The organism is Mesorhizobium album, assembly GCF_033977205.1.
Lineage (GTDB): Bacteria > Pseudomonadota > Alphaproteobacteria > Rhizobiales > Rhizobiaceae > Mesorhizobium > Mesorhizobium album.
Genome location: NZ_JAVIIW010000001.1, coordinates 262,953 through 275,893, shown reverse-complemented (window position 1 = coordinate 275,893; position 12,941 = coordinate 262,953). Strand labels below are relative to the sequence as shown.

Here is a 12,941-nt window from a genome sequence, read left to right as displayed (position 1 = left end):
TGGCAAGGCCCGGCGGTGGCCGCTATAACCGGCGCCGACTGAAATTCAGCGCCGCCGCGCCTCGCTTTGGCGCGGCCAGCCAGCAAGGACAATTCGATGCCTGCCTATCGTTCCCGCACCACCACCCATGGCCGCAACATGGCCGGCGCCCGCGGCCTGTGGCGCGCCACCGGCATGAAGGATTCGGATTTCGGCAAGCCGATCATCGCGGTGGTCAACTCCTTCACCCAGTTCGTGCCGGGCCATGTGCATCTGAAGGACCTCGGCCAGCTTGTCGCTCGAGAGATCGAGAAAGCCGGCGGCGTCGCCAAGGAGTTCAACACCATCGCCGTCGACGACGGCATCGCCATGGGCCACGACGGCATGCTCTATTCGCTGCCGTCGCGCGAGCTGATCGCCGACTCCGTCGAATACATGGTCAACGCGCATTGCGCCGACGCCATGGTCTGCATCTCCAATTGCGACAAGATCACTCCCGGCATGCTGATGGCCTCGCTGCGCCTCAACATCCCGACTGTCTTCGTCTCCGGCGGCCCGATGGAGGCCGGCAAGGTGGTGCTGGCCGGCAAGGCGCAGGCGCTCGACCTGGTCGACGCCATGGTCGCCGCCGCCGACGACAAGATTTCCGATGAGGACGTCAAGGTCATAGAGCGCTCGGCCTGCCCGACCTGTGGCTCCTGCTCCGGCATGTTCACGGCGAACTCGATGAACTGCCTGACCGAGGCGCTCGGCCTCTCGCTGCCCGGCAACGGCTCGACGCTCGCAACGCACGCCGACCGCAAGCGCCTGTTCGTCGAGGCCGGCCATCTGATCGTCGATCTCGCCCAGCGCTATTACGAGCAGGAGGACGAAAGTGCGCTGCCACGCAGCATCGCCTCCAAGGGTGCCTTCGAGAACGCCATGGCGCTCGACATCGCCATGGGCGGTTCGACCAACACGGTGCTGCACATCCTTGCCGCAGCACACGAGGGCGAGGTCGACTTCACCATGGAGGATATCGACCGGCTGTCGCGGAAAGTGCCGGTGCTCTGCAAGGTGGCGCCCGCCAAGGCCGACGTGCATATGGAGGACGTCCACCGCGCCGGCGGTATCATGGCCATCCTCGGCGAACTCGACCAGGCCGGCCTGATCAATCGCGATCTGCCGACGGTGCATACGGCAACCCTCGGTGAAGCGCTCGACCATTGGGATATCGCCCGTACCTCGGCCGAGAATGTGCGCGAATTTTTCCGCGCCGCGCCCGGCGGTGTGCCGACGCAGGTCGCCTTCAGCCAGGACCGGCGTTGGGACGAGCTCGACACGAACCGCGAGAAGGGCGTCATCCGCTCGGCCAAGACGCCGTTCTCCAAGGATGGCGGCCTTGCCGTGCTGAAGGGCAATCTGGCGCTCGATGGCTGCATCGTGAAGACGGCCGGCGTCGACGAGTCGATCCTGAAATTCACCGGCCCGGCCCGCGTCTTCGAGAGCCAGGACGCCTCCGTCAAGGCGATCCTCGGCAACGAGATCAAGGCGGGCGACATCGTCGTCATCCGCTATGAGGGACCGCGCGGCGGTCCGGGCATGCAAGAGATGCTCTACCCGACCAGCTATCTGAAGTCGAAGGGCCTCGGCAAAGCCTGCGCGCTGATCACCGACGGCCGCTTCTCCGGCGGCACCTCGGGCCTGTCGATCGGCCATGTTTCGCCGGAAGCCGCCGAAGGCGGGCTGATCGGACTGGTCCGGGAAGGCGACACGATCGAGATCGACATCCCGAACCGCAAGATCCATCTCGCCGTCAGCGACGCCGAGCTCGACGCCCGCCGCGCCGCAATGGTGGCGAAGGGTGCCGATGCCTGGAAGCCGGAAGAAAAGCGCAAGCGCAAGGTGACGGCGGCGCTGCGCGCCTACGCCGCCTTCGCCACCAGCGCCGATAAGGGCGCTGTAAGGAAAGTGCCGGAATAAGGGCACGACCTTCCCTTTTTCCCCTTGTGGGAGAAGGTGGCCGAGCGAAGCTCGGCCGGATGAGGGGTTCCAGGGAACGCCGGCGTCTCGCTCCGTCCAACACCCCTCAACCGTCTCGGCGCTGCGCGCCGATCCACCTTCTCCCACAAGGGAGAGGGGAGGGCCGTGCCCCACTCACGGCATCAGCTGATATTCATAGAGCTTCTGATAGAGCCCGCCCTGCTTGAGCAGGGTCTTGTGCTCACCACTTTCCAGCACCTTGCCGTTTTCCAGCACCACGATGGTGTCGGCCTGGTGCACGGTCGACAGGCGGTGGGCGATCACGATCGTCGTGCGCCCGATGGCGAGCTGCTGCAGCGCGTCGCGGAACAACGCTTCCGACTCCGCATCGAGCGCGCTGGTCGCTTCGTCGAGCAGCAGGATCTCGGCGTTGCGCAGCATGGCGCGGGCGATCGAGATGCGCTGGCGCTGGCCGCCGGAGAGCAGCGAGCCGTTCTCGCCCACTTCCGTCTCGTAGCCCTTGGTCATGGCGCTGATGAAGTCGTGGGCGTTGGCGGCCTTGGCGGCGGCGATCACCTCCTCGTCGGTCGCGTCCTGCCGGCCGAGGCGGATGTTGTGCATGATCGTGCCGGCAAACAGGAACGTGTCCTGGCTGACATAGGCGATCTTTTCACGAAGCGAAGCGATTGTTGCAAAGGAGATGTCCTGGCCGTCGAACATCACCTTGCCGCTCTGCGGGTCATACATGCGCATGATCAGGTTGAGGATCGTCGACTTGCCGCTGCCCGATGGGCCGACCAGCGCCGTCATCTTGCCCGGTGCGAAGGTCAGGTTGAAGCCTTCGAACACCAGCGGGCCCTCCGGATAGGCGAAGCTGACATTGTCGAAGCGGATTTCGCCGGGGCCCGGCTGCAACGGCTTGGCGTCGGGCTTTTCGGCGAGCGTCAGCGGCCGGTCGGCAAGCTGGAACATCATGCGCACGCCGACGATGCCGGTCTCAAGCGAGATGCGTACGCGCGCCAGGCGCTTTGCCGGCTCATAGGCGAGCAGAAGGGCTGCGATGAAGGCCATGATGTTGCCCGGCATCTGGCCGCCTTCCAGCACCAGGAAGCCGCTGACCAGCACGGCACCGGCGATCGCCAGGCCGGCAAGCGTTTCCATCACCGGGCTGGTGGCTGCCTCCAGCGTTGCGATGTTGTTGGCGCGGTTCTGCACATCCGAGACGGCCTTGTACATGCGCTTGCGCATCGCGCCTTCGAGATTGAAGGATTTGACGACACGCACGCCGATCGCCGTCTCCTGCATCACATGCACGACCTGGCCGAGCGAGCGGAACTCCATCTGGGCGATCTTGCGCACGCGCTTCAGGATGCGGTTGACGCCGTAGATGGCGACCGGCCCGGCGACGAAGCAGATCAGCGACAGCGCCGGCTGCTGCCAGACCATGACCAGCACCAGCACGACCAATGTTACCAGGTCCCGCACATAGGAAGTAACGACGAGGTCGAGCACACTGCGCGCTGCCTGTGCATTGTTGGTCATGCGCGTGATCAGGTCGGACGACGAGGTCGAATGATAGAACTCGATGCCTTGCGCCAGGATCCGGTCATAGATCTTGCGCTGCCGGTCGGCGATGATGGCGTTGCCGACGCGGCTCATGAAATAGGCTTGGACGAAATTGGCCACACCCTTGAGCAGGAAGATCACTGCGACCGCGGCGGCGATCAGGTTGACGCGGTCGATCCGCTTGTAGATCACGAATTCGTTGGTGATCTCGCGCAGGATCCAGGCGCTGGCGCCCGTCATGGCTGCCACCACCAGCATCGACATTATGGCGGCGCCATAGCCGAATTTATGCTCCCGGAAGGATTCCCTCACCAGCCTTGCGACAAGGCGCTGGTTCTCCGTCGAGCGGAAGAAACGAAACAAACGGCCGATCCCATGCCTGGCTAGAGACGGTTTCGAAATTCGCTCTGGCGAGTCATATGGTGGTGTTTTCGAGGACTGTAGCGCAGCGGACATTTGGTCCGTGAGCAACGGAAGCGCAGAAAACGCCATCAGATGGCCGCCGGAGTAGGATTTCCAAACAGTCTCTGAACGAATTTCGGATTCGCCACGAGGGCGAGAGGCGGCTTATAGAGCGAGTTGCCGCCGGAGGAAACCTTTCGCCGCCAGGCAATGAAACGGCTGCGGCGGACCGTCTTTTCGGCCACGATGGTTGCTAATTCTACTAAGGGGATGACGACAGATGGATTTCGACCTCATCGTGCGCGGCGGCACGCTGCCGGACGGCAGGATTGCCGATATCGGCATCGCCGGCGAGACCATTGCCGCCATCGAGCCGGAACTGCAGGGCTCGGCACGGACCGAGGTCGACGCGCGCGGCAATCTCGTCTCGCCGCCCTTTGTCGATCCGCACTTCCATATGGACGCCACGCTTTCCTACGGCATTCCGCGCATCAACGCGTCGGGCACGTTGCTTGAAGGCATTGCGCTCTGGGGCGAGTTGAAGCCGCTTTTGACGCATGAGGCGGTGCGTGACCGCGCGCTCGCCTATTGCGACTGGGCGGTGTCGATGGGCCTTCTCGCCATCCGCAGCCATGTCGACGTCTGCGACGACCGGCTGCTCGCGGTGGAAGCCCTGCTCGACGTGAAGAAGACGGTCGCGCCCTACATAGACCTGCAACTGGTCGCCTTTCCGCAAGACGGGTTCTATCGCTCGCCGACCGCGCGCGAAAACACCATCCGCGCGCTGGATATGGGCGTCGACATCGTCGGCGGCATCCCGCATTTCGAGCGCACCATGGCCGACGGCACCCGCTCGGTGACGGAGCTTTGCGAGATCGCCGCCAAGCGCGGCCTGATGGTCGACATGCATTGCGACGAGACCGACGACCCGCTGTCGCGCCATATCGAGCAGCTTGCCTATGAGACCCAGCGCCTCGGCCTGCAGGGCAGGGTGGCCGGCTCGCATCTCACCTCGATGCACTCGATGGACAATTACTACGTCTCGAAGCTCCTGCCGCTGATCGCCGAAGCCGGCGTCTCTGCCATCCCCAATCCGCTAATCAACATCATGCTGCAGGGGCGCCACGACACCTTCCCGAAGCGGCGCGGCCTCACGCAGGTGAAGGAGATGCTGGCGCTCGGCATCCGCGTCGGCTGGGGCCAGGATTGCGTGCTCGATCCCTGGTATTCGCTGGGCACCGCCGACATGCTCGACGTTGCCTTCATGGGCCTGCACGTCGCGCAGATGTCGAGCCCGGCCGATATGGCGCGCTGCTTCGACATGGTGACCAACGTCAATGCCGAGATCATGAGCCTCGACCATCTCGGCCTCGCTGTCGGCAAGCGCGCCAGCCTCGTCGTGCTCGATGCCGGCAATCCGATCGAAGCGGTACGTCTTCGTCCGGAACGCCTGTGCGTCATCGCCAGGGGCAAGGTCGTGGCCGAACGGACGCAGCAGGAGACCAAGCTGTCGATCGCCGGCCGCCCGGAGAGGGTCAACCGAAGACATAAAACAGCATAAGTCTCTGGCGTCTCGGTTTGACCGGTCGCCGGCTTGGACGGACAGCGCGCTTCGGCCAATCTCCAAAGTCAGCGATTTGCTTCGTTTGGGACATAGCATCATGAACGGTTCGCGATTGGCCGGAACGCTCGCCACTTCGTCATCCTATGGCGAAGCAAGGAGCGAAGCGACGCGGCGTAGACCATAGGATCCTGCCATTACTTATGAGAGTTGCAGCGGTTCAGAACGTCGTCTGTTCTGCACCGCTTTCACTCGTCGCGCGAGGTCACGGCATGGATCCTCGGGTCTGCGCGTCCGCTTCGCTCCCGCTCCGCCCGTGGATGACCAAGTTCCAACGTTTCGCCCTACCTCGTTTCCGCCGCTGGTTCTACGGATTTCCCTCGTCAAACCGGCTGCGTGCAGCTAGGGAGCCGCATGGCTTCACTCGCCCGCAATTTCACGATCCGGAACGTCCTGCTCGCTGGCATCCTCTTGATGCTGGCCGGCGACTTCATGTTCGCGTTGAACGACGCCATGGGCAAATGGCTGGTCGCCTCCTTCTCCGTCGGCCAGGTGGTGCTGATCCGCTCCATCGGCGCCTTCTTCGTGCTCGGGCCGATGATCGCCAACCAGGGTGCGAGCAAGCTGTTTCAGATGGAACGACCGGTTCTGCAGCTCCTGCGCGTCGTAGCGACCACGCTCGACACCGGGCTCTTCTACGCCGCCGTGGTCTATCTGCCGCTCGCCGACGTGATGAGCTTCTATATGGCCGGCCCGATCTATGTCGCAGCGCTCTCACATCTTTTGCTCGGCGAGAAGGTCGGTTGGCGGCGCTGGCTGGCGATCCTGGTCGGCTTCTGCGGCGTACTGATCATCCTGAAACCCTCCTCGGCGGCCTTCTCGCTGTCGTCGACCTATGCGCTGATCGGCAGTATAGCCTTCGGCTTCGCCATTATTCTCGGCCGGCGCTTGCGTGGCACAAGCGACACCACGCTGGTCACCTGGCAGACCATCGGCACGCTGATTGTCGGCGGGGCGTTCACCATCGGCGCCTGGCGCGCGACGTCCGCGCTCGATTTCGGCGCCATGCTTTTGCTCGGCGTCGTCTCCTGCGCCGCCCATCTGATGATCACCCGCGCGCTGAAGCTGGCGCCGGCCTCGACGCTGGCGCCGCTGCATTACAGCCTGCTTCTGTGGGCGGTGGTCTTCGGTCTTGTCTTCTTCGGCGACGTGCCGAGCCCACGGATCCTCGTCGGCTCGGCCATCGTCGTGTTTGCCGGCATGTTCATCTTCCACCGTCAGAAGGTAGTGGAAACTGTGGTGCCGCCGGAGAACGTGCCGAAGGGCGTCAATTAGCCCTCTCGTATCGCTGCCAGATGCCGTGAGAACTCATCTGTCTCCATCAGCGCCTTGCAGCGGGCGAAGCGGCCGTCGGCGTAGGCGCGGAAATCGTCGACCGGGTTGTTGTTGGCGAGTTGGATCAGGCCCCACAGCGTCCAGAGCAGGTCGCACATCGCCTTGTAGATGACGACGCGGCCGCGCTCGGTCGGTCTCGCCTCGCCCCCGAAATAGGCGCGCATCAGCGCCTCGTCCTGCGCGGCGTCGAACCTGCCTTCGACGGAGAGGTCGCCGAGGTCCCACAGCGGATCGTTCATTCCGGAATATTCCCAGTCGACGATCCACATCCGCTCGCCCGTATCGAGGAAGTTTTCGCAGAGCGGATCGCAATGGCAGGCAGCAAGCTGGATGGGGTGGGCGGCGAGTGCTTCGCGCACCACTTCTGCCTCCCGCACCACGTCGTGATAGCCTGGAGGCAACGCAACATCCTTGGTCGACAGCACCTTCAAATAGTCGTCGATCATCGCAAACAATTCGAAGCGGAAGGGAAAGGCAGCGCCCGACGAATGCAGCTTGCGGAAGGCCTCGCCGGCACGCGCCGGGCTGCCTTGTCTGGCCTTGAATTTTTCCGGCGACATCGTCTCGGCGCCGGCGACGAAGCGCGTCGCCATCAGGCCGGTTGCGGGATCGACATAGAGCACCTCGGGGCTGACGCCGGCCTTCGCCGCCTCGCGCGCCGCCACTGCCTCGTTGGCGCGGTTGATATATTCCTGCGTGCCCTTGCCAGGAATGCGCACACAGACATTGCCGGCCCTGTAGACGAGATTGGTGAGCCCACCCAGCCGCTCCAGCGGTCCGTCATAGCCGCTAAGCATAGGAATGGAGGCCAGCGCGGCGCGCAGTTCGTCATTCATGTCGTGTCCCCCTTCACGTCATTGTTGTGGCTCTGACGCTTCCACAGTTTTTGCTGCTTGGCTATCATCCGATGAGCAAGAATCGGCGGGAGCGGCAATGACGGACGGCAAGCACAACAACGCATTGAGCGCGGCTTACGCGGCGACCCGGCCGGACGAGGTTGCCGCGGTCTATGACCGTTGGGCGCAGACCTATGACGCCGATATGTCGGCGGCCGGCTATCGCCATCCGACGATATGTCTCGCGCTGCTTGCCCGTTACCTGCCGCGCGGCGCCGAGCCTTTGCTCGATGCGGGGGCCGGCACCGGCCTGATCGGCGAGTGGCTCGCCATCACCGGCTATCCACGCGTCGAGGCGCTCGACATCTCGCAAGGCATGCTGGACCGGGCGACCGCAAAGGGCGTCTACACGGCGCTGCATCGGCTGGCGCTGGGCGGACCCTTGCCCTTCGCCGACGGCTATTATGCCGGCATCGTCTCGGCCGGCGTCTTCACCTCTGGCCATGTCGGGATCGAAGGACTGGACGAGCTGATCCGCATCTGCCGCCCGGGCGGCATCATCGTGCTGACGGTCAAGAACACGCTGTGGCAGGGCGGCTTTGCCGACCGCATCGCCGAGCTGGAAGCGCAAGGCGCCATAACCCGCCTAGAAGAGACGCGACCTTACGCCTCGATGCCTGGCGAGGGCGACACGGTGCCGAGCAGGGGCCTGGTCCTGCGCGTCGGCTGACAGCTTCTCTGGCTCAAGCCTTTATCTTCTTCCCGGCCGGATCGTACATCGGCTCGAGATGGATTTTTGCCGGCACGCGTTCCATCGCCACCACCAGCTCGTAGGCGCCTGAAGTAAGGAAATCGTCGCTGACGCCTTCGGCGTTGCGCACATAGCCATACCCGATGTTCTTTTCCACCGTGTAGCCATAGCCGCCGCTGGTGAGATAACCGACCGGCTCGCCGTTGCGCAGGATCGTTTCGCGCCCGACCAGAACCACCTCCGGATCGTCGACCGTGAAGCCGGCAAAGCGTTTGGTCAGCGGCTTGCCGGCCAGCTTCCCCAGTGCCCGCCGTCCGACGAAGTCGGTGTTCTTCCTGAGCTTCACCGCCCAGCCGAGGCCAGCCTCCTGCGGCGTGTCGTTCGGCGTGATATCGGAGCCCCAGGCGCGATAGCCCTTTTCCAGCCGCAGCGATTCCAGCGCCCGGTAACCGACCGGGCGGATGCCGTGCTTCTTCCCCGCCGCCATCAGCGCATCGAAGATCTCGCCCGTGGCGGCGATCGGCACGTGCAGTTCCCAGCCGAGCTCGCCGACATAGGTCACCCGCAGCGCCCGCACCGTATGCCCGGCGATGTTGATCTCGCGCGCGTGGCCGAAGGGGAAGGCGGCGTTGGAGACATCGGCATCCGTCACCGCCGACAGCACGTCGCGGGCGCGCGGCCCCATCAGCGACAGCGTGCCGAAATCCTCGGTGACGTCTTCCAGCCTGGCGTCGAGGCCCTGGCCGACATGATCGCCGATCCACGACAGATCATGCGTGCGGAAGCCGGTGCCGGTGACGATGTAAAACCTTTCCTCGCCGAGCCTCGCCACGGTGAGGTCCGCCTCGATACCGCCGCGCGTGTTGAGGAGCTGCGTGTAGGTCAGCCGGCCGACCGGCTTGTCGACATCGTTGGCGCAGATCCAGTCGAGCGCCTTCAGCGCATCGGCGCCGGTCATCTCATATTTGGCGAAGGAGGATTGGTCGAAGATGCCGACCTTCTCGCGCACATGCCGGTGCTCGTCGCCGACCGGGCCGAACCAGTTCTGCCGGCCCATTGAATAGACGTCCTGCGGCTCCACGCCGTCGGGCGCGAACCAGTTCGGCCGCTCCCAACCGAGCTTCGAGCCAAACACCGCGCGCTGCCTCTTCAGCCGCTCATAGAGCGGCGAGACGATACGCGGCCTGCCCGAGAGATATTCCTCGTGCGGGAAGCCGATCGTGTAGTGCTTGCCATAGGCCTCCAGCGTGCGGTCGCGGACCCAGTCGCGGTCGCGGTGCAGACCGGAAAAGCGCCCGATATCGACCACCCAGAGGTCGAGCGGCGCCTCGCCGTCGACCACCCATTGCGCCAGCACCCAGCCGGCGCCGCCGCCCGACGCAATGCCGAAGGCGTTGAAGCCGGCGCCGACGAACATATTGGCGCATTCGGGCGCCGCGCCGAGAATGAAATTGCCGTCCGGCGTGAAGCTTTCCGGCCCGTTGATCATCTGCTTGACGCCGACGTTGGCCAGTGCCGGCACGCGCTCGATCGCTTGGCTCATATGCTGCTCGAAGTGATCGTAATCGTCGTCGAACAGGCGGAATTCCCAGTCGTTGGGAACGTCTCTTGTCGTCCAGGCTTGCGGGTTCGGCTCGTAGCCGCCCATCACCAGCCCGCCGACCTCTTCCTTGAAATAGGTGCGGCGGTCGGGATCGCGGATCGTCGGAGCGTCGCTGGCGAGCCCTTCGATCTTTTCGGTGATGATGTATTGGTGCTTGACCGGCTGCAGCGGCACGTTGATGCCGGCCATCGCCCCGACCTGCCTTGCCCATTGTCCGGCGCAGTTCACCACCTTGTCGCAGGCAATGTCGCCCTTCTCGGTCTTCACTGCCGTGATGTGGCCGTCCTTCATCTCGAAGCCGGTGACGCGCACGTCCTCGAACAGTTTTGCACCATGCAAGCGTGCGCCTTTGGCGAGCGATTGCGTGATGTCGGAGGGGCTCGCCTGCCCATCGGTCGGCAGCCAGGAGGCGCCGACGAGGTCGCCGGTTTCCATCAGCGGCCACATGCGCTTCACCTCGGCGGGCGACAGCAACTGCATGTCCATGCCGAAGCTTTTGGCGGTCGTTGCCAGCCGCTTGAACTCGGTCCAGCGGTCGACGTTGGTGGCGAGCCTAAGACACCCGGTCATCTTCCAGCCGGTGGCAAGCCCCGTCTCGGTCTCCAGCCCCTTGTAGAGCTCGACCGAATATTTGAGCACGCGGGTGATCGAGGCCGACGAGCGCAACTGACCGACCAGGCCGGCCGCATGCCAGGTCGAGCCCGAGGTCAGCTTGCCTTGCTCCAGCAGCACCACGTCGGCCTTGTGGTCGCGCGCCAGGTGATAGGCGGTCGAGCAGCCGATGATGCCGCCGCCGATGACTACGATCCCGGCATGGCTGGGCAAGGTCATGGGGTTAGTCTTCCGTATTTCGTCCGGTAGTTTTCCAGCGCCGCATCGAGCCGCACCAGGTTCTCCTCGGTATAGGCGACGTAGTCGATGCCGGGCGCGTCGAGGTAGAGCTCGGAGACCATGCTCCACATCGCCTCGCGCAGCAGTGAGGCGCACTGCATGGCCGCGTGCGAGCGGCGGATCTCGCTGTCCGGCTCCTTCATGAAATAGGCGGTCAGGAAGGCGAAGGACTCCTCGTCGTTCATGCCGGCATTGGAGGCGGCCCCGGCGAGATCGAACATGGCCGTGTTGAAGCCGGCATATTCGAAATCGATCAGCCACAGCCTCTTGCCGTCGTCGAGGATGTTCGCCGGCAAAAGATCATTGTGGCCGAAGACGATCGGCAAAAGCTTCTGCGCCCGTTCGAGCTCGTCCGCGAGCGTCAGGTAGCGCGGCAGATCGTCCCTCTTGCGGCTGCCGCCTTCGTCCAGCGTGCGCGCATAGTCGCGGATGACATGAAACACCCAGAACATGAAGCCGGCGCCGGAGACATGGTTCGGCATCTCGCGGTGGAAGCCGCGCAGCAGCGCCGCCACGCGGCCGAGATTGGCGCGCACGTCCTCGGCGACAAAGGTCCTGGCGCCGAGAAATTCCGTCACCAGAATTCCGGGCTCGGCATAATGCACGGCCGGCGCGAAGCCCGCCGCATGCGCTGCCCGCGCCGTCATCACCTCGCGCTCGCGAAAGACATGATGAAACGGGAAGTCCTGGCCGAAGCGCACGACATGCCGCCCGGCGGCGTCGGTGACGACATAGTTGGCGTTGCTGAGGCCGCCCGGCAGCGGTTCGATCTCGATGCTGCCGCTCCAGCAGGGCAGGGCACGGATACGGTCTTCGGCAACTGCGGGGGCACTCACGGGTTTGTTCCTGCTCCAGCCAGCTTTGGAGAAAGCGATGGTAAGAGAAAACAGAAAAGCCTCGTCGGTGCGGAACGGCGGGATCGATATCCCGCGCCGCACCGACGAGCCCCTGGGCCAGGTCTAGGATCCCGGCATCCGCCCCCGCGGATTCGAAAAAAGCTCGCGTCAGGCACGTTCCAGAAGATCTGCTCGGTCGATTGCGGCTCTGCCATCACCCTCCAGTGGCAGTTCCGAGCCTGTCACGGGAGTGATCTCATGCCAGCGCGACCCGGCTGTCAATAAAAAGCTGTGACCTTTTTTGGGTGTTTTGCCCGAAAATATAAGCAATTCCTTTAAAAACGTTAGGAATGCCTTAGAATCGGTCAAAATCCCCGGACATCCACATGATCCATTCCAAACGGCATGGCGAGATCCTGCGGCTGCTCAGCGAGGAGGGCACGATCACCATCGCCAGCCTGGCCGAGCGGCTGGGCGTGTCGCTGGAGACGGTGCGGCGCGACGTAAAGCCGCTCACCGACGAGGGATCGATCCTCAAGATGCATGGCGCCGTCAGCCTGCCGTCGATGGCGGGCGAGGCGCCGTTCGAGCGCCGCATGCGCGAGAATGCCGAGGCCAAGCGCCTGATTGCTCGCATGGTCGCGGCCACCATCCGCGACGGCGAGTCGATCATGCTCGACACCGGCACCACCACCTCGTTCCTGGCGCGCGAGCTGCTCGGCCATCGCCGGCTGCTGGTGGTCACCAACTCGTCCGACATCGCCCGCACGCTGGCGACCGTGAACGGCAACAAGGTCTACATGGCAGGCGGCGAATTGCGCAGCGATTCAGGCGCCGCCCTCGGCGTCACGGCGATTGAATTCGTCAGCCGCTTCTCGGTCAATCACGCGGTGATCTCCATCGGCGCGGTCGATGCCGTCGCCGGCCTCACCGACTACGAGCTGGAAGAAGCCGAATTCGCCCGCATGGTGCTGTCGCGCGGCCAGCGCTCGCTGGTCATCACCGATCACACCAAGTTCGGCCGCCAGGGCTTGGTCCAGGTCTGCGGCTTCGATGGCTTTTCCGAGCTTGCCACCGACCAGCCGCCGCCGCGCGACATCGCCGCCGCGCTCAGCCAGGCCGGGGCGCGGCTCAGCATCGCGGTGGCCTAGCGCAGCCG

At 64.3% G+C, this 12,941-nt stretch carries 9 protein-coding genes; 5 read left to right on the top strand and 4 right to left on the bottom strand.

Going from position 1 to position 12,941, the window contains the following annotated elements; all coding sequences use genetic code 11:
- The first annotated feature begins 96 nt into the window (after positions 1 to 96).
- Complete coding sequence (gene ilvD, locus RFN28_RS01285) at positions 97 to 1,941, top strand: dihydroxy-acid dehydratase (protein WP_320285541.1); 1,845 nt, start codon at positions 97 to 99, stop codon at positions 1,939 to 1,941.
- A gap of 174 nt (positions 1,942 to 2,115) precedes the next feature.
- On the opposite strand, the gene RFN28_RS01280 is transcribed toward ilvD, so the two are convergent.
- On the bottom strand, positions 2,116 to 3,870 hold the full coding sequence (locus RFN28_RS01280; RefSeq protein WP_320285540.1) for an ABC transporter ATP-binding protein: 1,755 nt from the start codon (positions 3,868 to 3,870) through the stop codon (positions 2,116 to 2,118).
- Between the two features lie 319 nt (positions 3,871 to 4,189).
- Between RFN28_RS01280 and RFN28_RS01275 the strand changes: the two genes are divergently transcribed.
- Together RFN28_RS01275 and RFN28_RS01270 are read left to right on the top strand one after the other, a co-directional pair.
- A complete protein-coding gene (locus tag RFN28_RS01275; protein ID WP_320285539.1) occupies positions 4,190 to 5,470 on the top strand; it encodes an amidohydrolase family protein in 1,281 nt (426 codons plus the stop codon).
- A 414-nt stretch (positions 5,471 to 5,884) separates the two neighbouring features.
- A complete protein-coding gene (locus tag RFN28_RS01270) occupies positions 5,885 to 6,805 on the top strand; it encodes a DMT family transporter (protein ID WP_320285538.1) in 921 nt (306 codons plus the stop codon).
- On the opposite strand, the gene RFN28_RS01265 is transcribed toward RFN28_RS01270, so the two are convergent.
- Positions 6,802 to 7,701: a phosphotransferase gene (locus tag RFN28_RS01265; RefSeq protein ID WP_320285537.1), complete on the bottom strand. Its 900-nt coding sequence runs from the start codon at positions 7,699 to 7,701 to the stop codon at positions 6,802 to 6,804. The genes RFN28_RS01270 and RFN28_RS01265 overlap by 4 nt on opposite strands.
- 97 nt (positions 7,702 to 7,798) lie before the next feature.
- Here RFN28_RS01265 and RFN28_RS01260 point away from each other — a divergent pair, with 97 nt between their 5' ends.
- On the top strand, positions 7,799 to 8,431 hold the full coding sequence (locus RFN28_RS01260) for a class I SAM-dependent DNA methyltransferase (RefSeq protein WP_320285536.1): 633 nt from the start codon (positions 7,799 to 7,801) through the stop codon (positions 8,429 to 8,431).
- Positions 8,432 to 8,444: 13 nt separating this feature from the next.
- Here RFN28_RS01260 and RFN28_RS01255 read toward each other — a convergent pair whose 3' ends face one another.
- On the bottom strand, positions 8,445 to 10,886 hold the full coding sequence (locus RFN28_RS01255; protein ID WP_320285535.1) for a GcvT family protein: 2,442 nt from the start codon (positions 10,884 to 10,886) through the stop codon (positions 8,445 to 8,447).
- Positions 10,883 to 11,782: a phosphotransferase gene (locus tag RFN28_RS01250; RefSeq protein WP_320285534.1), complete on the bottom strand. Its 900-nt coding sequence runs from the start codon at positions 11,780 to 11,782 to the stop codon at positions 10,883 to 10,885. The genes RFN28_RS01255 and RFN28_RS01250 overlap by 4 nt, the downstream gene beginning before the upstream one ends.
- A gap of 386 nt (positions 11,783 to 12,168) precedes the next feature.
- Between RFN28_RS01250 and RFN28_RS01245 the strand changes: the two genes are divergently transcribed.
- Positions 12,169 to 12,933 (top strand): DeoR/GlpR family DNA-binding transcription regulator, encoded by a 765-nt coding sequence (locus RFN28_RS01245; RefSeq protein WP_320285533.1) that lies wholly within the window; start codon positions 12,169 to 12,171, stop codon positions 12,931 to 12,933.
- The last annotated feature ends 8 nt before the right edge of the window (positions 12,934 to 12,941 follow it).

What these genes read in the sequence shown, in the direction of transcription:
- RFN28_RS01255 (WP_320285535.1), bottom strand. Translation starts at nt 10,886, where the DNA reads ATGACCTTGCCCAGCCATGCCGGGATCGTAGTCATCGGCGGCGGCATC.
- RFN28_RS01260 (WP_320285536.1), top strand. Translation starts at nt 7,799, where the DNA reads ATGACGGACGGCAAGCACAACAACGCATTGAGCGCGGCTTACGCGGCG.
- RFN28_RS01270 (WP_320285538.1), top strand. Translation starts at nt 5,885, where the DNA reads ATGGCTTCACTCGCCCGCAATTTCACGATCCGGAACGTCCTGCTCGCT.
- RFN28_RS01275 (WP_320285539.1), top strand. Translation starts at nt 4,190, where the DNA reads ATGGATTTCGACCTCATCGTGCGCGGCGGCACGCTGCCGGACGGCAGG.
- RFN28_RS01265 (WP_320285537.1), bottom strand. Translation starts at nt 7,701, where the DNA reads ATGAATGACGAACTGCGCGCCGCGCTGGCCTCCATTCCTATGCTTAGC.
- ilvD (WP_320285541.1), top strand. Translation starts at nt 97, where the DNA reads ATGCCTGCCTATCGTTCCCGCACCACCACCCATGGCCGCAACATGGCC.
- RFN28_RS01245 (WP_320285533.1), top strand. Translation starts at nt 12,169, where the DNA reads ATGATCCATTCCAAACGGCATGGCGAGATCCTGCGGCTGCTCAGCGAG.